Origin of the sequence: Microcoleus sp. AT8-B5 (assembly GCF_036705565.1) — a bacterium.
In the GTDB taxonomy this organism is placed as follows: domain Bacteria; phylum Cyanobacteriota; class Cyanobacteriia; order Cyanobacteriales; family Microcoleaceae; genus Microcoleus.
This window is the reverse complement of the sequence record NZ_JAUBUY010000032.1, coordinates 1-23,784: the sequence shown is the minus strand read 5'-3', so window position 1 is coordinate 23,784 and position 23,784 is coordinate 1. Positions and strand designations below refer to the sequence as shown.

14 protein-coding genes are annotated in these 23,784 nt (G+C 45.3%); 6 read left to right on the top strand and 8 right to left on the bottom strand.

Going from position 1 to position 23,784, the window contains the following annotated elements; genetic code table 11:
• Positions 1-2: 2 nt before the first annotated feature.
• From QUB39_RS20380 to QUB39_RS20365, 4 genes are all read right to left on the bottom strand, one after another.
• On the bottom strand, positions 3-3,128 hold the full coding sequence (locus tag QUB39_RS20380) for an efflux RND transporter permease subunit (RefSeq protein ID WP_333208626.1): 3,126 nt from the start codon (positions 3,126-3,128) through the stop codon (positions 3-5).
• Positions 3,129-3,375: 247 nt separating this feature from the next.
• Positions 3,376-5,319, bottom strand: a complete 1,944-nt coding sequence (locus QUB39_RS20375) for an efflux RND transporter periplasmic adaptor subunit (protein ID WP_333208726.1) — start codon at positions 5,317-5,319, stop codon at positions 3,376-3,378.
• 202 nt (positions 5,320-5,521) lie between these two features.
• Positions 5,522-5,719 carry a hypothetical protein gene (locus QUB39_RS20370; RefSeq protein WP_333208625.1) on the bottom strand — a complete coding sequence of 66 codons (198 nt, stop codon included), beginning with the start codon at positions 5,717-5,719 and terminating at the stop codon, positions 5,522-5,524.
• 348 nt (positions 5,720-6,067) lie between these two features.
• A complete protein-coding gene (locus tag QUB39_RS20365) occupies positions 6,068-6,799 on the bottom strand; it encodes a DUF305 domain-containing protein (RefSeq protein ID WP_333208624.1) in 732 nt (243 codons plus the stop codon).
• Between the two features lie 319 nt (positions 6,800-7,118).
• On the opposite strand from QUB39_RS20365, the gene QUB39_RS20360 reads away from it, so the two are divergent.
• The 4 genes from QUB39_RS20360 to gloA all read left to right on the top strand — a co-directional run bounded on the left by QUB39_RS20360 (position 7,119) and on the right by gloA (position 10,931).
• Positions 7,119-7,319: a heavy-metal-associated domain-containing protein gene (locus tag QUB39_RS20360; protein ID WP_333208623.1), complete on the top strand. Its 201-nt coding sequence runs from the start codon at positions 7,119-7,121 to the stop codon at positions 7,317-7,319.
• 285 nt (positions 7,320-7,604) lie between these two features.
• The gene (locus tag QUB39_RS20355) at positions 7,605-9,860 is read left to right on the top strand and encodes a heavy metal translocating P-type ATPase (RefSeq protein ID WP_333313861.1); all 2,256 of its coding nucleotides are present in this window, start codon (positions 7,605-7,607) and stop codon (positions 9,858-9,860) included.
• A gap of 19 nt (positions 9,861-9,879) precedes the next feature.
• Positions 9,880-10,392 carry a cupredoxin domain-containing protein gene (locus QUB39_RS20350; protein ID WP_333052872.1) on the top strand — a complete coding sequence of 171 codons (513 nt, stop codon included), beginning with the start codon at positions 9,880-9,882 and terminating at the stop codon, positions 10,390-10,392.
• A 110-nt stretch (positions 10,393-10,502) separates the two neighbouring features.
• Entirely contained in the window at positions 10,503-10,931 is a 429-nt protein-coding gene (gene gloA, locus QUB39_RS20345) for a lactoylglutathione lyase (RefSeq protein WP_333052871.1), read from the top strand.
• A gap of 111 nt (positions 10,932-11,042) precedes the next feature.
• Here the strand turns inward: gloA and QUB39_RS20340 are convergent, their stop codons facing one another.
• From QUB39_RS20340 to QUB39_RS20330, 3 genes are all read right to left on the bottom strand, one after another.
• Positions 11,043-12,818: a hypothetical protein gene (locus tag QUB39_RS20340; RefSeq protein ID WP_333262801.1), complete on the bottom strand. Its 1,776-nt coding sequence runs from the start codon at positions 12,816-12,818 to the stop codon at positions 11,043-11,045.
• A gap of 281 nt (positions 12,819-13,099) precedes the next feature.
• Positions 13,100-14,089 (bottom strand): DUF459 domain-containing protein, encoded by a 990-nt coding sequence (locus QUB39_RS20335; protein WP_333390910.1) that lies wholly within the window; start codon positions 14,087-14,089, stop codon positions 13,100-13,102.
• A 5-nt stretch (positions 14,090-14,094) separates the two neighbouring features.
• Complete coding sequence (locus QUB39_RS20330; protein ID WP_333485142.1) at positions 14,095-15,510, bottom strand: MBOAT family O-acyltransferase; 1,416 nt, start codon at positions 15,508-15,510, stop codon at positions 14,095-14,097.
• A 406-nt stretch (positions 15,511-15,916) separates the two neighbouring features.
• Between QUB39_RS20330 and QUB39_RS20325 the strand changes: the two genes are divergently transcribed.
• Entirely contained in the window at positions 15,917-18,856 is a 2,940-nt protein-coding gene (locus tag QUB39_RS20325; RefSeq protein WP_333485141.1) for an AAA family ATPase, read from the top strand.
• A gap of 293 nt (positions 18,857-19,149) precedes the next feature.
• Here the strand turns inward: QUB39_RS20325 and QUB39_RS20320 are convergent, their stop codons facing one another.
• Positions 19,150-19,380 carry a photosystem II protein, Psb35-related gene (locus QUB39_RS20320; protein ID WP_333052866.1) on the bottom strand — a complete coding sequence of 77 codons (231 nt, stop codon included), beginning with the start codon at positions 19,378-19,380 and terminating at the stop codon, positions 19,150-19,152.
• Between the two features lie 732 nt (positions 19,381-20,112).
• Between QUB39_RS20320 and treS the strand changes: the two genes are divergently transcribed.
• Positions 20,113-23,496, top strand: a complete 3,384-nt coding sequence (gene treS / locus QUB39_RS20315) for a maltose alpha-D-glucosyltransferase (RefSeq protein ID WP_333208617.1) — start codon at positions 20,113-20,115, stop codon at positions 23,494-23,496.
• The last annotated feature ends 288 nt before the right edge of the window (positions 23,497-23,784 follow it).

The following is a 23,784-nucleotide window of genomic DNA, read 5'->3' as shown; positions in this document are numbered from 1 at the left end:
TATCAGTTTGCTATTTCAGCTTTAACTACCTTGCCGTCTTCAATAACGGGCTGAGGTTTTTGAGGTCGTAAAAAATGCCCAAATTGAGCATACAAAGCTGGCAAAACTAACAGAGTTAGTGCTGTAGAAGTAAATAACCCTCCTAAAACTACTACTGACAGCGGTTGCAAAATTTCCTTTCCCGCCCCGCCTTCAAAGACTAAAGGTGCTAAACCCAAAGCTGAAGTTAAAGCAGTCATCAAGATGGCATTGAGCCGTTCCATCGAACCTTTAATAATTGCTTCCTTAAAAGGCAGTCCTTCAGCAAATTTAGTGTTGTAGTTGTCTACTAAAAGCAAGCCGTTACGGGTGGCAACGCCAAATAAAGTGACAAAGCCAACTAAAGAAGCTACAGAGATGATGCTGCCAGTCAAAGCTACCGCAATTACTCCTCCTACTAATCCGATCGGCAAATTAATCATAATCATAGCAGTTGAAGGAATTGACTTGACTGACAAGTACATCAATACAGTAATTACCAAAAAGGCGATCGCACTAAATATCATAATATTTTGCGAAGCTCTTTGTTCTGCTTCAAATTGACCGCCGTACTGGATAAAATAGCCAAAAGGCAACTGCACCTCTCGTTTGACTTTAGCTTGAATTTCATTCACAACCGATCGCAAATCCCTATTTTTAGCATTAGCCGCTGCCACAATCAAGCGAGAAACATTCTCGCGGTTAATCGTATTGGGCCCCGTACCGTATTTAACAGTCGCAACTTGGGCGAGGGGAATCTTGTTGCCGCTTGGAGTATCAACCAACAAATTCTGAATAGTTTCTAGGTTGTTTCGGGCTTCAGGCTGCAACCAAACAACTAAATCAAAAGTTTGCTGCACTTCCAAAACTTGAGAAACAACCTTGCCGTTTAAAGCTGTCTCAATTATTTCCGAAAGTTCTCCGATTTTTAAACCGTATCTACCCGCAGCTTGACGGTTAAACTTAATTTGAATTTGTTGCACTGGCACCTGGGGTTCGAGTTGCAAATCCACAATGCCTTCCACTGTTTTCATTTGCTCTTCAACTTTGGCACCGATGCTGCGAAGCTGATCCAAATCCGGGCCAAAGATTTTAACAGCAATCTGACTTCTGACACCAGATAAAACCTCATCCATCCGGTGAGAAATAAAACCGCCGATATTTGGTGCAACTCCCGGCAATTTACCAAACTCCTGCCGCAGCGATTCCAAAGTTTGCGGCCTGTTTTTCATGCCCTCCTCGCTCAAACCGATATCAATGTGAGCTAAATTGACTCCCGCAGCATCCGCATCTCCCGGAGCCCTGCCCGATCGCACTTGCACGTATTCAAACCTGGTATCATCCTTAAGTGCATCTTCAATAGCAAAAGCCGCGCTATCTGTTGTCTCCAAAGACACCCCCGGATAAAGCATAATAGTATTCACCAAAGTTTGCTCCTGAAACTCCGGCAAAAACACCCGTCCAAAGGAAGGCAAGATAATTAATGTAGCCACCATGCTAGCAGCAGCTAAAGCTAAAATAATCCCCGAATAGCGCATTGACAAATTTATCGAAAAATGATATATTTTCTTGCAAAATCTCGGCAGCCAAGGTTCCGCAGCACTCATGCGTTTGGTAGGCAACAAGATAGCACAAAGGGCCGGAGATATTAACAGCGATTCCAGACTAGAAATCACCACAACTACCAGATAAGTAATCCCCATAGGCGTAAAAATTCGACCTTCTACACCGGGCAAAGTAAAAATAGGAGAAAACACCACAATGCCAATAACAGTCGCTCCAATTAACGAATCGCGCACCTCCTCACTGCCATCAAAAATCACATCCATCACCGGGCGAGGATGAAGAGAAGACGTATTTTCTCTCAAGTTGCGGTAGGTATTTTCCGCGTAGACGATCGCATCGTCGATCGCAGTGCCGATCGCCACCGACAAACCCCCCAAAGTCATCGTATTCAGCCCCAGCCCCAGCCAATACATCGCCAGCAGCGCCAACAGCCAAGTCAGAAAGAAATCCAGCAAAACAACCGCCAGAGTCCGCCAATTCATCAAAAACGGGATGAGAATAAGGGTGACAATGATGCTGCCTTCAACTAAAGCCGATCGCACATTCTCCACCGAGGAATTAATATATTCTTCCTGTCGAAAAGTCACAGTAACTTTAATATCTTTGGGCAGGGCTTCCTGCACCTGGGCCATTGCTGCCTCAACTGCTTTCGTTACCGTCGGAGTATCAGCAACTGGCTGTCTGTTTACCATCACAATCACAGCTTTTTTGCCGTTAAAACTGCCATCGCCCCGCTTGATTGCAGCACCAATCTTGACATCAGCTACATCACTAATTCTGACGGGCGTTCCGTGGCGAGAGTCGATCGCCGATTGCTGCAAATCTTCCACAGACTCAATTCGCCCCACCCCCCGGATTAAAGTTTCTCGATCCGGCGTAATTAAATAGCCCCCCGGCGCGTTAACATTCGCAGCCGCCGCCGCTTCAGCAACTTGCTGCAACGACACATTAAAAGCTTTCAACTTTGCAGGTTCTACTAATACTTGATACTGCCTTTCTTCGCCCCCGTAAGCCACCACTTGAGCAACGCCTGTCACTGCCAAAAGGCGATTTGTGACTTGCCAATCAACCAGACGGCGCACTTCCATCAAAGGAGTAGTTTCCGAGGTAAAAGCATAGGTAATAACAGTGCCCACAGGAGAAGTTGTGGGAGAAATTTGCGGTGTTTCTACCCCAGCCGGGAGTTTGCTTTCAGCTTGCTGCAACCGTTCTGTTATCAACTGCCGCGCTTGATAAATTTCAGTTCCCCAATCAAAGATTACCTTAACCGAAGAAAGGCCCACAGCAGAAGACGATCGCACTGCTGTCACCCCAGGAGTTCCATTAATCGCACTTTCGATCGGTAGTGTTACCAAAGACTCGATTTCTTCCGGCGCGAGCCCCGGTGCTTCCGTCTGAATTTCCACCTGCGGGGGTGCAAAAGGAGGGAAGACATCAAGGGACATTTGGGGGATGATATACAATGTCCAAAGACTAATAATAATGGTGGCGATAACGACTAGCCAGCGGCGGTTAATTACCCATCTAAGAATTGTGCTGAACATTTAATAATTTGGGAATTGGGAATTGGGAATTGGGAATTGGGAATTGATAAAAACAGCTATCCGTGACTTCCGTGTCGTGCTGTTACTTTAAACTCTTGACCGAAAGCATCCAGGATACAAGCCCCCGGATTCATTCCGAAAGCAGACTCAGAAACCAGAAATAAAAAACCTGTATCCGATGAAACTTGCCGAACGTATTTATCTCGCGCAAGTCAATGCTTCAATTCTAAAATCTAAAATCTAAAATCTAAAATCGATTGACTTCTGTCTCTGCATTTTTAACGTGATGGTTGTTATTGTGTAACAGCAATTCATCGTCCCAGGTCGATGTAGAGGCGGAAAAACCATTATTTGCAGCATTGTTTCCAGAATCCGCTGCTATTGCTGGCAATTTGCGCCGATTTCCCCACAACACGCCGGCTGTGAAAGTTAGGGATGCGATCGCAACTCCTCCCCCTATTGCCGCCCACCATAAAGACACGGGTAAATTATTAAAATTAACCTCTGTTGCCTTTGGAGATGTCTCTTTCTTTTCCTCGTCTTCTGAGTGTTTATTCCCGCCGCGCAAAGATTGTGCGTAAAGTTGAGGTGCTCGCTGCGTTACTATCAAATCTCCCTCGAATAAACCCCTCTTAACTTCAACTAAATCTCCCGCAGTTTGACCGAGTTCAATTTCAACCGCTTGATAAGCATTGCCATTTTGGACGTAAACGGTTTTTTTCCCGCTAACATCCACTACCGCCGCACTCGGAATTGCTAAAAGATTTGTGGCAGTTTTGTCTGTTAAAATCTCCAACTCAGCAAACAGTCCTGGCTTTAATTCACCGTTAATATTATCTAGTTCTGCTTTCACCGGCACAACCCGCGTTTCTCCTGACACGGATGACCCAATTAAGGCGATTTTTCCCTTGAAAGTGCGATCGGGTAAATTAGCGACTTTTACCCTCACTTCCTGACCCTGTTTTACTTTATTCAGGTCTTTTTCGTAAATATTGGCTGTGGCAAAAACGCGGCTGTCATTTAACAGACTCATCAACGGTTTTTCAGGGTTTACTGACTCTCCTGGGGTGATGAAGCGATCGGCTACAGTCCCCGAAATCGGAGCAACTACGGTAACGAGTCCTCGATCGTTGGCAACAGTTCCTAATTGTTGCAGCCGCGCTTGATAGGCTGCATCAGCCAAGCGAATGCGCGACTGAGCGACTTCTACGGCAGTTTTGCCGCGTTTGAGTTGGTTCTCGGCTTCTAGGACTTCCCGACGGCTCAGAGCTCTGGTAAGTTGAGCTTTTGCGTCTGCTACTCTGCCTTGAGATTCCCGCAATTCCCGCATTGGGAGGTCTACTTCGGCTTGTTTAATTTCGGTTTGGGCTTTGATAACTTCAGGACGGCTTTTTGCCTTAGCAACAGCGGCTTGTGCTTCGGCGAAGTGGGCTTGCGATTCCAGCATTGTGCGCCGCGCGATCGCCCCTGATGCCACTAATTCTTTGTCGCGATCGAACTGTTCTTTAGCCACCGTCAGTTCAGTTTCTGCCCGCGCTATTTCTGCTTGCGCTATTTCAACTTGACGCTGATAGTTTTCTTGAGCGGCTTGCACCACGGAACGATTATTTACTAATTCTTGTTCTCGCTGGTACTGCTTAGTTACCGCTGCCAATTGGGTTTGGGCTTGGGCGATTTCTGCTGCGGATATTTGATTTTGGCGATCGTAATTTTCTCGTGCTAGTTTGAGATCGCCTTCGGCTTGCTGCAAATCTGCCTCAGCTTCGGCACGTTTTGAGAGAGATTCAACCCGCAACTGTCCTAATTCTGAACTCGATAAAACCGCCACCGGTTGACCTTTTGATACTTTGTCCCCAGGCTTAACCAGCAACTCTACTACTTTGCCAGCAACAGGAGCCGTCACTTCTACTTTTTGGTTGGGTAAAGTTTCAATTTGTCCAGTGGTTTTAATGCCGATATCTAGTCGCTGGCGGGCGGCAGGGGAGACTTTAATACCTAATCGTTTTGCTGTTTCGGCATCGACAGAAATAGCAGCAGGAGTTTCAGTTGTTTCGCCGCTTTGGTGAAATTCATCTCCGTGGCCAGCGTGGGCAAAAACAGCGGCAGGAGAACTTAGCAAAATTAGGCTGAACAAACTTCCCGAAAAGCTGCTAATAATTGCCGGATATTGAGCATATTTGTGGAATATCATCGTTGGCATTGTCCTTGAAATCAGGTTGAGTGCCACAGGTTTAGCAGTAGGTATTTTGCCAAGGTAAGTAACTGATACCCATTAAGTAAAGTTACTTATTAGCATTTTCCAAGAAGCGACCGCTAAGCAATGACCAAGAGCTAGAAATGCTCTACTCAACCTAGTATTTCAGGGTCAAATGAAATTAGGATGAAATTTCGCCTCAGCAGCCCAGATGCCCACCAGATTCTAAAATATGAAGATAAGTTTCGCCTAATGACAAGCGATTATGCTTTAGATTTTTTTCAGGTTTTTTTATCTCTGCTGGCGCTGCAATTTCTTTTGTCAATGCGCTCAGTAGCTCATCTACGGCTGCATTTGACTTATAAATGTTGTTTAATTCCAAGCTATTCAATATCATACACTACCCTCTCTATCCATATAGCTTTTTACTGACTTACCTACTACTTTAGAGGTAGAGATGAGCAATTGTCTACAGTATTATTACGTAAGTTTATACTACTTTAGAGGTAGGGCGGCTCCATTATCTACAGTATGTGTAGGTACTCTCAAGAAACTGAGGTGGAGTCAGACAAATGCTGACAGCCACAGTCGAGCTACATTACTTGGTCTACCAAGGTGGTCGCCACTTTTTCATTTGCTCAATTTCTTGCTTTTGTGAACCAAGTATTTTCTTAACTCTTGAGCTACTGTGATTAATGTCACTCATTTTCGGGATTTGGGTCACGTTTTGTTTAGGGCTGCTAAATTACTGTTTGTACCAAGCTTGCCGCCACTGTTTCATTTGCTCAATTTCTTGCTTTTGCGAAGTCAGAATTTCTTGAGCTAATTTCTTCATTTCTGGGCGTTTTGACTTGTTCAAAGCATCTTGGGCCATCACTAAAGCTCCTTCGTGGTGAGGAATCATCGCATTGATAAATCGCAAGTCAAATTGGTCGTCACCGGCCCCTAAATCCATGCTCATCATCATGCTTTGCATTTGTTCGGGAGTCATTGCCATCATGTGACCCATGGGAGCGTGATAAGCCATCGGCGTACTGCTGGCTTTGGGATACCAAGTTTTTCGCCACTCTTTCATTTGATTTATTTCGCGGTTTTGAGCAGCAATTATATCAGTGGCAAGTTTTTTCATTTCCGGGCGTTTGGATTGTTTAAGCACATCTTGAGCCATGTTTACAGCACCTTGATGGTGTACTGTCATGCCATCAATAAATCGCAAATCGTAGTCGGCATCAGCAGGGCCTAAATCCATTGACATATCGTGATTCATGCCATGATTCATGCCATGATTCATGCCACCCATGCCACCGCCTTGTACCACGTCTTGCTTGTTGTTTGCTTCGGTTGCAGCCGTAACATTTGGGGCGGGACTTTCACTGGAAGGGGCATTTGAACAAGCTGCAAGCACTCCACTGGTAAAAGCGGCTGTGGCGGTCAACATCAGCGCTGCAAAGCCTGTTTTCAATGAAATTGGTTTCATAGAGCTTATATCCTTAAAATGGCCATTTATTTTCAGCTTTTCACATATAAATGAAATTAGGATGAAATTTTTGTGGCAAACTTGTAAAGAATTATTGCTGTGCTGTCGATCGCACTCAAAGTTAAGATTTACAGAACTCACAACCTAATTATGTATGTGCACAGTGCGCGCCTTACCCCTATGGGTAGCGTGTCAAACCACTTTTTTCATAAATTCCTGATTTATTTTGCAATTCCCCTTGACTCTCCAGTGTACTGGAGACTTTACAATAGAGTTAATTCATTGATTGAGCAGAGTAGTTTCTGCTGAGGTTCAAATTATGACATTACAGCTAAAAGTGCCTAAGATGGCTTGTTCTGCTTGTGCGACTACAATCACAAAAGCAGTCCAAGCCATTGACTCAGCCTCAACCGTTGAGGCGGATCTCAAGACAAAATTGGTCACGATTCACACCGCTAAGTCGGAAAGTGAAGTTAGGAAAGCGATCGCATCTGCTGGCTATCCAACAAGTCAATTTTAGATTTGAGATTTGAGATTTGAGATTTACTTGCAGCTTTGAATCTGGGAGATTTAACAAGAGTCTAAAATTTTTGATTCTCCACGACAGGAGTACGTCGCACGTTATCCGTTTTTAGGCGAGGTCAATCGATTTTAGATTTTAGATTTTAGATTGAAGCATTGACCCTACGGATAAATTCGGGGGGCAATTTTCTCGGATACAGGTTTTTTATTTCTGGACGGATGAATCCGGGGGCTTTCGGTCATTTGAAGACAGAAGGTAACTTTATAAGTTAGGAGGGCATCTATGGACAATCTCACACTTAAATTGCGGGGCATGAGTTGTGCTTCTTGTGCTGCCTCTGTCGAACAAGCAATCCAATCTGTTCCCGGCGTAATTGAGTGTCATGTCAATTTTGGGATGGAACAAGCAACCATCCAATACGACTCCAAGCAAACCGACTTAGAAACAATTCAATCTGCTGTTGATGATGCGGGATACGAAGCTTTGCCGCTTCCAGAAATGGCGGCGCCAGAGGATGATTCCGAACAAGCCGATCGCAAATCGGAATCTCAAACCTTGCAGCGAAAACTCTGGACAGCAGGTATCATCAGCATCCTGCTAGTGGTGGGTTCTATTCCAGCGATGACCGGCTTGCACCTGCCATTTATTCCCGCATGGCTGCACAATTATTGGCTGCAATTAGTGCTGACATCACCCGTACAATTTTGGTGCGGGAAATCGTTTTATGTGGGAGCTTGGAAATCCCTAAAACGGCGTGTAGCAACAATGGATACTCTGATTGCCTTGGGTACAAGTGCTGCTTACTTTTATTCTGTATTTGTGACATTTTTCCCAGGTTTATTCACAGCCCAAGGTTTAAATTCTGGCGTTTACTACGAAGTTGCCGCCAGCGTTATTGCCTTAATTTTGTTGGGGAAAACCATAGAAAATCGGGCGAAGGGAGAGACTTCCGAAGCCATTCGCAAACTCATGGGTTTGCAAGCAAAAACTGCTCGAATAATTCGCAACGGGGAAGAGTTGGAAGTGCCGATCGCCCAAGTGGAAATTGGCGACATCGTGCAGGTGCGGCCGGGAGAGCAAATCCCCGTAGATGGAGAGGTAATTGAGGGGGCTTCGACGGTAGACGAAGCAATGGTTACGGGAGAAAGTTTGGCTGTCAAAAAGCAGCTTGGCGACGAAGTTATCGGAGCCACAATTAATAAAACTGGCAGTTTCAAGTTTCGGGCGACAAGAGTTGGCAAAGATACATTTTTAGCTCAAATTGTCAAGATGGTGCAGGACGCACAGGGGTCAAAAGCACCGATCCAAAAGTTAGCAGACCAAGTGACTGGTTGGTTTGTTCCTGTAGTAATTGCCGTCGCTTTAGCTACTTTTATTATCTGGTTTAACGCGACGGGAAACTTCACTCTAGCCACAGTGACAATGGTGGAAGTGCTGATTATTGCCTGTCCCTGCGCTTTGGGTTTGGCGACTCCGACTGCTGTGATGGTGGGAACTGGGAAAGGTGCAGAAAATGGGATTTTAATTAAAGGAGCCGAGAGTTTAGAATTGGCTCATAAAATCCAAATTATCGTATTAGATAAAACAGGAACTCTTACTGAAGGCAAGCCGACTGTAACTGATTTTGTGACAATTAAAGGAACGGAGAATAGCAATGAGTTAAAGTTGCTGCAATTGGCGGCGTCTGTAGAGCGAAATTCGGAGCATCCTTTGGGCGAAGCTGTTGTGAGGTATGCTCAATCTCAAGAGGTGAATTTGACGGATGTTAAGGATTTTGAGGCGATCGCGGGAAGCGGTGTGCGCGGGGTTGTAGGCGGAAAGTCGATCGCCCTGGGAACGGTGAGGTGGATGCAGGAACTCGGCTGCGATACTGAATATCTGGAACTGCGCGCGAGAGCTTTGGAAGCTGCGAGCAAAACGGTTGTTTGGATGGCTGTAGAAGGCAAAATAGAGGCAATTCTGGGCATTGCGGATGCCCTCAAACCGTCGTCAGCGCAGGCGGTGAAAGCGCTTCAAAAGCTCGGTTTGGAGGTGGCGATGCTGACTGGAGATAATCGCGCGACGGCGGAGTCGATCGCCCAATCCGTGGGCATTACTCGCGTTTTTGCCGAAGTTAGACCCGACCAAAAAGCAGCTCAAATTCAAGCCCTGCAACGGGGAGGAAAAATTGTCGCGATGGTGGGAGACGGGATAAACGATGCACCGGCTTTGGCCGCTTCTGACGTGGGAATTGCGATCGGCACCGGCACAGATGTGGCGATCGCAGCCAGCGACATTACCTTAATTTCAGGCGATTTGCAAGGCATAGTTACAGCAATTAAACTTTCCCGCGCCACCATGCGGAACATCCGCGAAAATCTGTTTTTTGCGTTTATTTACAACATCGCTGGAATCCCGATCGCGGCGGGCATTTTGTACCCCATTTTTGGCTGGCTGTTAAATCCAATTATCGCCGGTGCAGCAATGGCTTTCAGTTCAGTCTCTGTAGTTACTAATGCTTTGCGCTTGCGGAATTTTCAAGCCAAATCTAGTGCATAAATTTGGAGGAATGAGAAAAATGTTACACCATCGTCAAATTTCGGGAAGTCTCGCGAGTTTAGGACTTGTGATGGGAATTGCATCGGGAGTTCAAGCTTCAGAAATGTCCGTCCAGCATTCTACTTCAACGACTCAATTCCGCAGCATTGAACAGCCACTAGGTTTAAAAGTTGGCGTCACAATAGGTGGTTTGACATTAATAGGTTTAGAATTGTGGTGGTTTTTGTTCAGTAAATCTAAAGGGCAGCAAGCTGAATCTATTCAGGGTATACAAGAGTTGAATATTACTGTAGACGGGGGTTATGAGCCTGCCACTGTAGTTGTGAAAGCAGGTCAATTAGTCAGGCTCAATTTCTTGAGGCGCGACCCCAACAGTTGTCTTGAAAAAGTGTTGTTACCAGATTTTCACATTGTGCGAGAATTGCCTCTAAATCAGGTAACGGCTGTTGAATTCACCCCTCAAAAACCTGGACGATACCTATTTACTTGCGGCATGAATATGTTTCGGGGTGTGGTGGAAGTACAAAGCTAAATCAAATAGACAGTTGTCAACCTGCGGGAACTGCGACGGTTGAGGCGCGAGTTTTTTCAGCAATAAATCGCTAAAATAGATTAAAGCTTAAAAAATTTGGAGTGAGCTAAATGCAACTACTACACACGATGCTCCGAGTCGGCAACCTGGAAGAGTCCCTCAAATTTTACACTGAGGTTCTGGGCATGAAATTGCTGCGGCAAAAGGACTATCCAGACGGTAAATTTACTCTGGCTTTTGTGGGCTACGGCGATGAATCCGACACTACAGTTTTGGAATTAACATACAACTGGGGCGTCACAGAGTACAATTTAGGGGATGCTTACGGTCATATTGCGATCGGCGTTGACGACATTTACGGTACTTGCGAAGAAATTAAAGCTCGTGGCGGTAAAGTTAGTCGCGAACCCGGCCCGATGAAGCACGGTTCAACAGTCATCGCTTTTGTGCAAGACCCAGATGGATATAAAGTTGAATTAATTCAACTGGAAAATCAAGGTAGCAACACCCAGAAAGTAGCAGCAACAACCGCATCTTAGAGTTCGTCCTCTAGTCCTGCTAGGGTGCGTCAGAAACAATTTTTTTGAGTTAAGTTGAAACTCTTTCTCTGACGCACCCTACTGAGGAGATTTAGGGGGTTTTTAACACTTTTAATGCGATCGCACCGACGGTACAAACTGCTGCAAATATATTTTTTGCCACAAGACAGAAAAACTGCTCCCTATTTGGCTTAAGCTATCAAATTTAGGAATTAATTTAGATTCTCGGCGCTTGTCTAAAGCAGCGATCGCCGAAAAAAACATAGCTAATACTAACAAAAATACCAGCATTACACTAAATAAAATATTCCAACAAACTAGAAATTCGCTTGTGTAGCTGACGGTAAACAGCGAGTTAATCACTGAATCCGATAAATACAAGAGCAGCCCTACTGAAAACCACACCCCGAACAATACCCATGTCCATTTAAAGATATCTGTTGCAGTCTTGTGATTTTTAGACACAGAAAGTTCTAAATCTCTAATTAGGCTGTTAATTTTGGATGTGACTTCATACAAAGTATATTGCAAAGAATCTCTGAGAGAATTTAGCTCGTTGTCGAGGTTTATGCACTGCTCGGATGTGCTTTTGTCAAAACTGAGATTTTGGAGTTTCTTGCGGTGCACAGACAGTTTATGACCTAGGGTGTAATCCCATTTTTGCAGCCGCTCTATAGTTAAATACAAAAGTTCCCTATTTGCATCTAACAAGCTCTGGCAATCTACGATCGACTTAACTAACTTGCTGAGATTGTTGATCTGCTCATCTACAGTATTTTGGTATTCCCTCTGTTTAGCTGACAAGAAACTTGCGAGTTCGACATCCCGCTCGCCGCACAGCGCCAAAGCCTCACAATACAAGTCGTCAATTTCCATTTTACCGAAATACAGTGACGCTTTGTACTCCTCAATTTCGGGAAGAGTCAGGGATTGTAAAGGCTTATATTTTACCTGAAATTTATATAGGATCGCTGTCAGAATCTGCGCCGATTTTTGCTCCAGCTTGTCTTTGTAGGGTGCTAAAATAATGGCAGCTAGATTTTTGACTTTCGCTTCCGGGTGGTGCAGGAAATCAAAAATTGTGGCAAGTATTTTGGAGAATTCTAAGTCATTAAAATTCTTTTCCGCAACTTCCAAAAAGTTTGTTACCGCTGCATCGTTTTCGGCATTCAATTTGTAGGAATCCCTAAGTGCGATCGCAGCAAATACTCGATCGATCCAAAACAGATATTCCTCGCAATCCATTGGCAGGCTCGGCAGCAGCCAGCTAGGGCCGTACACCCAAAAATCGAGACAATTCTCATATTCCTTACCGCTGTCATGTCTGCGGCTGTCGTCCAAAGCAAATTTGTTGCTTGCTAATAGTTGAATTTGCTCTTCTACAACCAGCCGCTCAATTTCCCCTGCATTGATTGTGGAATTGACAGCACCTTCCTTGCCTTGTTGTTGCCCTACTTCATCCAACCACATTGACTTAATACTAACAGCCGCAGACCACCGAATTAAAGGAGTCGAGCCCCCTCGTGCTTCCTGTTCTAACGCCGCCAGCAGATTTTTGCTAAAATTACTTGCTCTAGCCGTTCTCTCACTTGATATCAGCCCCTCTCGCACCTTCCCCAATGCTTGAATTGCCAAAGCGCGAAACAGCAAATTCGGATGCGGTTTTCTGACGGATTCCGGTATATTTTCTCTGAATATTCCGCTGTTGGGTACGCCCAAAACTTCAGCAAAAGGCTCGATGCCGCACTGTTGCAGGATTTTTTCAACTAGGTTTATTCTTTGCCAAGGTTGAGTATATTTAGTGAGAGTGAAGATTAGCGCTGTGCCACTGCACCCCATTGACTCAGGGATGTTAGTGCGATCGAGTTTCCACATATTGCTCGTCATAATTTGTCGCCATGACAATTGCTAGATATGGAGGCCGTTGTTGGATGCTGAATTCAGCATTACATTTACTGTGGCTTTTTGTCAATATTAGTCCTGGACGCATAGGGAGTTATAAACCCGGTTTCATGAGTAAATTTATTATAACTCAATCCTAGATTTTCCCTATAAACCTAGTTGATCGAGACCAATGTGCGTCCCAAACTAAATATATTATCTTGCATTAATCGGTGAAATGTCAAAAAAATTGGTTGAGTTGAGTCACAAAAACCAACCTACTCTCGTCATTTCTTGGTCGGAGCTTTTAAGATTTTGTCGCTCACCATTTTGTCAACGATTAAGTCGCTGATAATTTGAGCTCCGTGGGAGGTAAAGTGCAAGCCGTCATTATTTTTTACATAGCCTCGCTTACCCGATTTATTAGCAACTACTGGAACAAATTTTCCGCCTTGTCCAAATGTCTCCCAAGTAGAAATAAATTCGATTTTTGATGAAGATTTACTGGCAGTCTTATAAATATTGTTCATGATGGGAAAAGCTTTGAGATAGGAAGATTTGTTGGGCATCGATTGACCGACCCAATACACTTTTCTCACGGATGACGAATCCAGTAAATTGGCATATTTTTCAACTCTTTCTTGATAAGCTTTTTGCCATTCTTTGCTCATAACAGCCCGGGCTTTTCCTTGAGAATCTATAATATTTTGACGGTCATTGGCTCCAAACAAAACTATCACTACATCCGGCTGGTAATTATTAATTGTTTGGCGACTTCTGGCATACCAATCATAATAATCTATCCGATTTAATCCGGTCGAGACCTTGTAGTCAATTTTCGTATCGGCGATATTGTATTTTTTCTTAAGAGTGTACTGGAGTTGAATTCCTAAGTCGAACATTACGGAATCTCCAATAAATAAAAATCTGCGATAAGGTATGGTCAGTTTGGGTTTAGCTGGGGTTGTTTTTTTCCCTTGAGTTGGTTTTTTAGCAGTGGCAGGCTGAGGGGGTTGAACGGCAGTTTTCGTTTCGGTTTGGACAGGAGGAAGTTCTGATTCTTTGGGGAGGCTATCGAAGTTAATATCTTTAATTTTGCTCCAAAAATCTTGTTCGGATTTTCGGAAACCGTCTATTTTTATCTGGCGCGCGGCTTGTTTAATTTCTGGACTTGCGAAAGGAGTTGAAGCAAAGCTTTTGAGAAATAATGATAAGTTTGAAAAGATTAAAGTGAGAATTACAGAAGTAACAATCAGTAAAATTTCCCGGTCTTTCATATGTCTTAGAAATTAAAGTAAATAAAAGGCGGAACGGTACTAGGCCCCAACATCAAGATAGTATACACGAGCAGCGAAACTAAGACAACTCGGAAGAAAATGTTTTTTAATGACAATACGGTTTGCAATAGTTGGGAGATGCGATCGCCCCACAAGTTGATCGCGCCAATGACTGCAATTACTAAATACAATTGCCAGAAGTTAAATTGAAAAGTTGCGACGGCAGGATGGAAAATTCCTGCAAAAAAACTCACCGCAGTTTCCCAGTTGGGAGTGCCGAAAAATACCCAGCTACAAGTAACAAAAGTAAATGTTAGCAGCCAACTGCAAAATTTAGCAAATCTGGGAAAGGCATAGTCTAATTTAAAGTGGATAGCTTGGGGGATATCTTTACATAAATGGTTGACAATTAACCCTAAACCGTGAATTATTCCCCAGAAAATAAAGTTTAAACCGGCGCCGTGCCACAATCCACCGATCGCCATTGTCATCAGTAAATTTACGTACTTCCTCAACTTGCCGTATTTGTTGCCGCCAAAAGGAAAGTAAAGGTAATCCCTCAGCCACTCGGAAAGACTGATGTGCCACCTTTTCCAAAATTCTTGCAGGCTGAGCGATCGGTATGGCATATTAAAGTTGGCAATGGGTTTGAAACCCAGCAAACAGGAGATGCCGTTGGCTAAATCCGAGTAGCCGCTGAAATCTACGTAAATTAAACAGGAATAGGAAATTGCCGCGAGGATTAAATCGATGCTGCTGTACTGCTGCGGGACTTTGAATGGCAAGTCAGTGAAGTTAAACAAAAAGCTCGACAAAGTATATTTTTTGAAGAGTCCCGACAAAATCAAAACTATAACTTCTTCAATTTTATAGTCGTATTTTTCCGGTGAATTTAGCTGCCAGTAAAAATCGCGAGCTCGCGAGATTGGCCCGGAGGCAATTTGCGGAAAATAGGTAATGTAGGCGGCATAGTCTACAAATTTCGGACAAGGGATTTTTTGCTGGTAGCAGTCGATTAAATGGGAAATTATTCTAAAAGTGTAGAAAGACACGCCGACGGGGGCGATTATTTGCAAAACTGGAAAGTCGGCGGGAATTTGTAGCTGATTCAGTACCTCAAATAAAGAAGTTACAAAGAAGTTGCAATATTTAAAGATGCCGAGATAGCCAATGTTGAAAATTAGACCGGAGATGAAAGCAATTTTTTTATACTTACTGTTGCAGATCGCCCGGAGAATGATATAATTGTAAACTGTCGAGAAAATGAGGAGCAAGAGAAAGTCAAAGCTCCAAAAGGAATAAAATAATAAACTGGAAACTAACAAGACAATTTTATACAACTCGACTTGGGGTTTCACAGAGACGATCGCGCTAAAAATAATTAGGAAAAATACTAAAAATTGGTAAGTGGGAAATAGCATAAATCTCAGCCGATAAAAAATCTTGTTTCTGGCAATATTTTTATAAGTACGGCCAGCGAACCTATCCCGAAGGAAATCGCCCTAGTCGGTCTGAACTCATATGTTGCACCATTGTCAGTTAGCCTTTTATGAACAGGCTTTTCGGCCTGTTCCACAAGAAAATTTATCTTTTGTGGAACGGGCATCTTGCCCGTTCTGGAGAATGGCGCAAGATGTGAGTCTCACCGCAGCAAATTTCGGGGTGGATTACGGACTGTAAGCTTTTTCAATCTTGTCAATTATTTCACAACTTCCGCCTTAGTTAACCGCACTCATAAATTCATAATCCTGTTTAAAGATTATGATGGTTGTGAGACGATGTATTAACGGATAACAACAGGAATCCCCTTGATTGCGAGGAACCAACGTGCAGCCAACAGACCCTAGCAAATTTACAGATCAAGCCTGGGAAGCCATTGTCAAATCCCAGGATGTAGCCCGCCGCTTTGCCAATCAGCAGCTAGAGGTTGAACATTTAGCCATCGCCCTTCTCGAACAGCAAGGCCAGGCCAACAGCATTCTCAGCAAAGCTGGGGTAGATGCCGCCCGCTTTGCCCAGCAGTTAGATGCTTTTGCCAAACGACAGCCCAGAGTTGCCAACGCTGACCAACTATACCTCGGTCGCGGCTTAGAAGTGATGTTAGATGTTGCCGAGGCCACCAGGGCGACTTGGCAAGATAATTTTATCGCCGTTGAACATTTATTAATTGGCTTAGTAGAAGACGAACGAGTCGGCCGCAGGTTGCTGACAAAAGGCGACGGCCCGCCTGGCCGCCCCGGTTACGATCGCAAACCCCCAGCCGGTACACTCGATCGACCAAAACTAGAAGAAGCCATCAAATCTTTCCGCGCCACTGCTAAAGCCCAAGAAAAAAATTCCGAAACCGGGAAAGGCAGCCGCAGCAGCGCTAAAGCCCAAGATCAAGATGGGGAAGCTAACTCCGACGCCCTCAGCAAGTACGGCCGCGATTTGACAGAAGCCGCCAAAGCCGGCAAACTCGACCCAGTAATCGGCCGCGACGAGGAAATCCGCCGCGTGGTACAAGTTCTTTCCCGCCGCCAAAAAAACAATCCAGTGTTAATTGGCGATCCCGGAGTCGGAAAAACTGCGATCGCCGAAGGTTTAGCCCAGCGAATTGTCAACGGCGACGTACCGGAATCTTTGAAAAATCGCCAGCTATTTAGCCTTGACATGGGCAGTTTAATTGCTGGGGCAAAATTCCGGGGCGAATTTGAAGAACGATTGCGATCAGTCCTGCGGGAAGTCATCGATTCCGACGGGCAAATTGTCCTATTTATTGACGAATTGCACACGGTTGTCGGGACTGGTGGCGGCGGCAGTTCCGGTTCGGGAATGGATGCGGGAAATTTGTTGAAACCCATGTTGGCGAGAGGCGAATTGCGCTGCATCGGCGCTACAACTCTCGACGAATTCCGCAAGAATATTGAAAAAGATCCAGCCCTGGAACGCCGCTTTCAACAAGTATTTGTCGGCGAACCCAGCGTTGAAGATACTGTTTCGATTTTGCGCGGATTGAAAGACCGTTACGAACGCCACCACGGGGTAAAAATTACTGATTCGGCCCTGGTAGCTGCTGCAACTCTGTCTTTTCGCTATATTTCCGATCGCTTTTTGCCGGACAAGGCGATCGACCTGGTAGATGAAGCGGCCGCCCACTTGAAAATGGAGATTACCTCTAAACCTGTGGAATTGGAAGGAATCGACCGCCGGGTGATGCAGTTGGAAATGGAAAAATTGTCGATCGAAGGGGAAGGAAAAGGTGCTCTAGCCCCTGGGCTCGGCTTCCGCGTCGAACGCATCACATCTGAGATTGACATTTTAAAAGTCAAGCAGGAAAAATTGTCGTCTCAGTGGTTGGGCGAAAAGCAGTTGTTGGATGCAATCAATAAATTGAAAGCAGAAGAAGACCAACTGCGAGTGCAAATCGAACAAGCAGAAAGGGCTTACGATTTGAATAAAGCCGCACAGTTAAAGTATGGCAAGTTGGAAACTGCGGTGCGCGATCGCGAAGCGAAAGAAGCGGAACTTTTGAAACAGCAAGCTCAAGGTTCTTCCCTGCTGCGCGAAAAAGTTACTGAGGGCGATATTGCGGAAATTGTCGCTAAATGGACGGGCATTCCGGTTAACCGATTGTTGGAATCAGAACGCCAAAAATTGCTGCAATTGGAAAAACACTTGCACCAAAAAGTCATCGGTCAAGAGGAAGCTGTAACAGCCGTGGCGGCGGCAATTCGGCGCGCTAGGGCGGGCATGAAAGACCCCGGCAGGCCGATCGGCTCTTTCTTGTTTATGGGCCCGACAGGCGTGGGAAAAACTGAGTTAGCGCGGGCGTTGGCGGAGTTTTTGTTTGACAGCGATGATGCGATCGTCCGCATCGATATGTCGGAATACATGGAGAAACACAGCGTTTCTCGGTTGGTAGGAGCTCCTCCCGGATATGTCGGTTACGATGAAGGGGGACAACTTTCCGAAGCAGTGCGGAGACATCCTTATTCGGTAGTGCTGTTTGACGAAGTGGAAAAAGCGCACCCGGACGTATTTAACATTTTGCTGCAAGTGTTGGATGACGGCCGAATTACCGATTCTCAAGGTCGAGTGGTTGACTTTAGAAATACCGTAATTGTGATGACTAGCAATATCGGCAGCGACCACATTTTAGACGTGTTTACTAAGAAGGAAAAAACCGTCAAAAAACCTGCTAGCCGGAAGCAGGAAACGAAAGATTTGTCAAGTCAAAAGACAGATTATAAAGTGGCGGCAGACGGTACTGTTGAGGTGTCGGCCCAGCGAGTTGAGGTTGATAGTGTAAGTAAGAGTGAAAACAAGACTGAAAATGAAAATTTATTGACTCAAGAACGGGAGACAGACCAAGAGTACGAACAGATGTTAAAACGGGTGATGGCAGCGCTGCGATCGCACTTCCGGCCGGAATTTCTCAATCGGGTGGACGAGATAATTTTGTTCCACACTTTGAGCAAGGTCGAACTGCGGCAAATTGTCAGTATCCAAGTGAAGCGGATCGAGCGTTTGTTGGCAGAGCAAAAAATTACTTTGGAACTGTCCGATGCGGCGAAAAACCATATCACAGATGTCGGTTACGACCCGGTTTACGGCGCTCGCCCCTTGAAACGCGCCATCCAGCGGGAGTTGGAAAACCCGCTGGCTAACAAGATTCTGGAAAATGCGTTTGTCGAAGGTGATACAATTGCGATCGACTGTGAAAATAACTCTTTGCAATTTCGCAAAAAAGAGTCTCGTCCGGCGCTAGCAGGTAACAGTTTGTAGTTGCCGAATAGTTAGGAACAGGCAAGATGCCTGTTCCACAAACAATCAATTCTCTTGTAGAACAGGCATCCTGCCTGTTATTGAAAATTAGGAACAGGCAAGATGCCTGTTCCACAAATAATCAATTTTCTTGTAGAACAGGCATCCTGCCTGTTATTGAAAATTAGGAACAGGCAAGATGCCTGTTCCACAAATAATCAATTCTCTTGTGGAACAGGCATCTTGCCTGTTATTGAAAATTAGGAACAGGCAAGATGCCTGTTATTGAAAATAGTGAAACCTGTTACTTGATATCAAGAATTCGAGATGGTGCGGCTGCCGTAAGCATCCATGCTGTAGGCGGGAACGCGAACGCTGTAATCCATCTCTGTTGCTGTGATTGCTACAGCCAATTTTTCAAAAGATTCATCGTTCCAATTCCGCTCGTGGATAGGCTTTGACTGTTCGCCCAGGAAATATGCTTGAGTGCCAATTACTGAGGCTGCTACCCAACCGACGATTAAAAGAGCGATTACAATAGTCATTTTTACTTTTTCCTTAACTTTTGTTGCTTTATGTAAACTAATGTAACGAAAATTAGCAATCAACGTCAAGGTACTGTAATGTCGTGGCAACCGTCCGGCAGGTAGTAAATACCGCACCTAACCCTGAGTCTGTAGGTGTGCTTAGTGTCAACAAGGGCTCGATCCCCCCTAGCCCCCTTAATAAGAGGGGGGGGACAAGAGTGTTCTCAAAGTCAACCCCTACTCCCCTTATCAAGGGGGATGCGAGGGGGATCTAGACTGGGCTACCAGCGAGAGATACAGAGGGGTTTCAGGCTTAAGTTGACAATCAAGCATCCAGGGTACAAGCCCCCGGATTCATTCCTTCGCAGACTCAGGACCCAGAAATAAAAAACCTGTATCCGATAAGTAAGCCCCCGAATTTATCCGTGGGGTCAGTGCTTCAATCGAAAATCGAAAATCTAAAATCTAAAATCGATTGACACGCCTTGGTAGGGTGTGCACCGCGCATCGGTAGGTAGCACAGTACCCGGATTGTTAACTGTGTCCGAAATAGCAAAACAGATTGTTGAGATTTTATAGTTAAGAAATTATAAGTTTTGCGTTCATAAATTACGATTAAAAGTCTGGGGCTGGCATGATGAATAGCGGCCCAATTATAAGTTATGATTTATCAGTTTGGATGGGAACTAACAAATCCCAATTACCAAACTTTAAGTAAAAATTACCAATTACCAATCATCGCTACAAATCATGCCAAACTCAATGTTAAATAACGACCCGTTGTGGTTCAAAGACGCGATTATTTACGAAGTACCAGTTCGCGCTTTTGCCGACAGCAATGCAGACGGGATCGGCGACTTTAGAGGACTGACAGAAAAACTGGATTACCTGCAAAACTTGGGAGTCACAGCCATTTGGGTACTGCCATTTTTTCCTTCGCCGCTCCGAGACGACGGCTACGATACATCTCACTATACTACGGTCAATCCGATTTACGGCACATTAGAGGACTTTAAAGACCTTTTAGAAGCAGCGCACCAGCGTGGAATTCGAGTCATTATTGAGTTGATTGTGAACCACACTTCCGACCAGCACGCTTGGTTTCAGCGAGCGCGCCGGGCCCCGAAAGGCAGTAACGAAAGAGATTTTTATGTGTGGAGCGACACGCCGGAAAAATATCAAGATGCTCGGATTATTTTCCAAGATTTTGAAACATCTAATTGGGCTTGGGATGCGGTAGCAAAAGCTTATTACTGGCACCGTTTTTATTCGCACCAACCCGATTTGAATTACGACAATCCGGCCGTCCGCCAAGCCATCTTAGATGTGGTAGATTTCTGGTTGGCGCTGGGAGTAGACGGACTGCGGATGGATGCGGTGCCTTACCTGTACGAGCGCGAAGGTACTAACTGCGAAAACCTGCCAGAAACTCACCAATTCCTGAAGCAATTGCGGAAGCACGTAGATGAAAACTTCCCGAACCGGATGCTGCTGGCTGAGGCGAATCAGTGGCCGGAGGATGCAGTTGAATATTACGCTGCTGGGGATGAATGTCACATGAACTTTCATTTTCCGCTGATGCCGCGTTTATTTATGGCTTTGCATATGGAAGATAGCTTCCCAATTAGCGACATTCTCCAGCAAACTCCGCATATTCCCAATAATTGTCAGTGGGCATTATTTTTGCGGAATCATGATGAATTGACGCTGGAAATGGTGAGTGATGAAGACCGAGATTATATGTATCGGGTTTACGCTCAAGACACTCAGGCGAGAATTAATTTGGGCATCCGCCGCCGTTTGGCTCCTTTGATGGGAAATAACCGCCGCCGTATCGAGTTGATGAATGCTTTGCTGCTGTCTCTTCCGGGTACGCCGGTGCTTTACTACGGCGATGAAATTGGCATGGGAGACAATATCTATTTGGGCGATCGCAACGGGGTGAGAACTCCGATGCAGTGGAGTGGCGATCGCAATGCCGGTTTTAGTCGTGCTAACCCGCAGCGGCTTTACGCACCGCCCATTGTTGACCCTGAATATCACTACGAATCTGTTAACGTGGACGCGCAGCGGGCGAATCCGAGTTCTCTTTGGTGGTGGATGAAACGCCTGATTGCAATTCGGCAGCGCTTCCAAGCATTCGGCCGCGGAACTTGCGAATTCCTATACCCGGAAAACCGCAAAGTTTTAGCTTTTGTACGTACTTATCAAGACGAACACATCCTCGTAGTGGCTAATTTGTCGCGCTTTGTCCAGACGGCCGAATTAGACCTTGCGCCCTTTAAAGGTGCTGTTCCGGTGGAGATTTTCGGCCGCACGGAGTTTCCTGCTGTTGGCGATTCGCCTTACTTTTTGAGTTTGAGTCCTCACACGTTTTACTGGTTTACTCTTACTGTTAAACACGAAGATTTTTCGCTGCACGGTGTGCCCACAGACTTGCCTACTTTGGCGGTCATAGGTAATTGGAAAACTGCTTTTGCTACAAGTCAGTTAAGCGATATGCTGCTTAATCTTTTGCCGGGATACTTGCGGCGGAATCGCTGGTTTAGCGGTTCAGATCGGACAATTCAATCTTTAGAAATAAGTGAGGTTTTACCGATTGAATGTAAAGATAGCGCGGGAGAGGAATCTCAAGTTTACATTCTGTTTTTGCAGTTGAATTATACTGAAGGTATGCCGGAAACTTACGTTTTGCCTTTAGGGTGGGAAGAGATTAAAGGCGATGTGGACGATCGGGCGATCGCGCGCCTGCACTTCCCAGAAACCAAAAAGGAAATCGGGGTACTATTTGATGCTGCTGGGGAGAAAGGTTTTCTGAGCGCACTGCTGGGGGCGATCGCCAATTCTCGCAGTTACAGAGGTGTTGCAGGTCAACTGCTAGGAATTGCCGACAGTGCATTCAAATCAGAAGAAGAGTTAGCGCAGCTCGAACCTCACCTGTTCAAAAAAGAACAAAGCAATACATCTGCAGGTTACGGCGACCGCTTCGTCCTGAAAATATTGCGAAAAGTCGAGGAAGGTATTAACCCTGAATTAGAAATCGGACGCTTTTTAACAGAGCGCAACTCGATCCAACACTACGCTCCAATTACCGGAGCATTGGAATATCACACACCAGCCAAACAAGTCCTTACAGTCGGAATCCTACAAAAATTAATCCCCGACAGCGTAGATGCTTGGTCTTATACATTAGACACACTGCGCGACTATTTCGAGCAAGTAATGACAGTAGAAGCAAAGCATTCCAGCGATAATTTATCTACTGCCCCCGAAAATTATTTGCCGAACGCTTTGACCGGACAAACCCAGCGGCAGCAAAACTCGCTAGTAGCCGATTTATCGCTAGAAATTCCAGAATTAGCTCGCGAACTCATCGGCTCTTACTTAGCATCAGCCGAACTTTTAGGTCAACGGACAGCCGAACTTCACCTGGCTTTAGCTTCTGACACAGAAAATCCCGCTTTTGCCCCAGAAAACTTCACCTCCTTTTACCAGCGTTCCATCTATCAACACATGAGAAATCTGGCGGGAAGAACTTTGCTGGATCTGAAAAAACGGCTGTCTAAACTGCCACCAGAAATACAAAAATCGGCGCAAAAGCTCCTCAACCGCGAAGAGTTGATCATGGAACGTTTCAAGTCTATTTTAAACTTGAGAATCACCGCCGATAGAATTCGCTGTCACGGGGACTTTCATTTCGGGCAAGTTCTTTATACAGGCAAAGACTTCGTAATTATTGATTTCGGAGGAGAACGCGATCGACCCTTAAGCGAGCGGCGGATGAAGAGGTCGCCCCTGCGAGATGTTGCGGGAATGCTGCAATCTATAAGTTACGCTGTTACTTTGGCACTCCGCAATGAAGTAGAAAGTGGCATGATTCGCCCTGAAAATCTCCCGGAGATGCAGCAGTGGGCGAACGTTTGGCACCGCTGGGTCAGCCTAACTTTTGTCAAGAGTTATTTGGCGACTGCAGCCGATGCAAGTTTCTTGCCCAAATCTATACCGGAACTACAAGTTTTGCTGGATGCTTACATTTTGGAAAAAGCGGTTGCCGAGCTAGCCTACGAACTCAATTACCGCTTGGATTGGGCGCACATTCCGCTTCAGCGGATTGTAGAATTGCTGAATTTATAAGGGCGGGTTTATCTATACTCGTTAGGGTGCGTGACTTTTTAGATCCTCAATTAACAGCGAGATGCTGGAAAGTCACGCACCTTAGATGACACGAAATCTGCTTTGATAACGATTTGAGATCGTGTCCGATCGAGTTACCGCGATTAAAAGGGCGGGTTTTTGAGATTGTCAATTATGAGCAGATATTTTTTGTTAACCCGCCCCTACCTTATTAGGAATGAGAATTAAATAACTTCCACTCTTGAAAGTGGGATGGGCGTCCCGCCCGTCCTTTTTGGACGGGCGGGA

Bases quoted from the DNA above. Each gene is read 5' to 3' on its own strand.
- QUB39_RS20380 (WP_333208626.1), bottom strand. From the start codon at position 3,128: ATGTTCAGCACAATTCTTAGATGGGTAATTAACCGCCGCTGGCTAGTC.
- QUB39_RS20375 (WP_333208726.1), bottom strand. From the start codon at position 5,319: ATGATATTCCACAAATATGCTCAATATCCGGCAATTATTAGCAGCTTT.
- QUB39_RS20370 (WP_333208625.1), bottom strand. From the start codon at position 5,719: ATGATATTGAATAGCTTGGAATTAAACAACATTTATAAGTCAAATGCA.
- QUB39_RS20365 (WP_333208624.1), bottom strand. From the start codon at position 6,799: ATGAAACCAATTTCATTGAAAACAGGCTTTGCAGCGCTGATGTTGACC.
- QUB39_RS20360 (WP_333208623.1), top strand. From the start codon at position 7,119: ATGACATTACAGCTAAAAGTGCCTAAGATGGCTTGTTCTGCTTGTGCG.
- QUB39_RS20355 (WP_333313861.1), top strand. From the start codon at position 7,605: ATGGACAATCTCACACTTAAATTGCGGGGCATGAGTTGTGCTTCTTGT.
- QUB39_RS20350 (WP_333052872.1), top strand. From the start codon at position 9,880: ATGTTACACCATCGTCAAATTTCGGGAAGTCTCGCGAGTTTAGGACTT.
- gloA (WP_333052871.1), top strand. From the start codon at position 10,503: ATGCAACTACTACACACGATGCTCCGAGTCGGCAACCTGGAAGAGTCC.
- QUB39_RS20340 (WP_333262801.1), bottom strand. From the start codon at position 12,818: ATGACGAGCAATATGTGGAAACTCGATCGCACTAACATCCCTGAGTCA.
- QUB39_RS20335 (WP_333390910.1), bottom strand. From the start codon at position 14,089: ATGAAAGACCGGGAAATTTTACTGATTGTTACTTCTGTAATTCTCACT.
- QUB39_RS20330 (WP_333485142.1), bottom strand. From the start codon at position 15,510: ATGCTATTTCCCACTTACCAATTTTTAGTATTTTTCCTAATTATTTTT.
- QUB39_RS20320 (WP_333052866.1), bottom strand. From the start codon at position 19,380: ATGACTATTGTAATCGCTCTTTTAATCGTCGGTTGGGTAGCAGCCTCA.
- treS (WP_333208617.1), top strand. From the start codon at position 20,113: ATGCCAAACTCAATGTTAAATAACGACCCGTTGTGGTTCAAAGACGCG.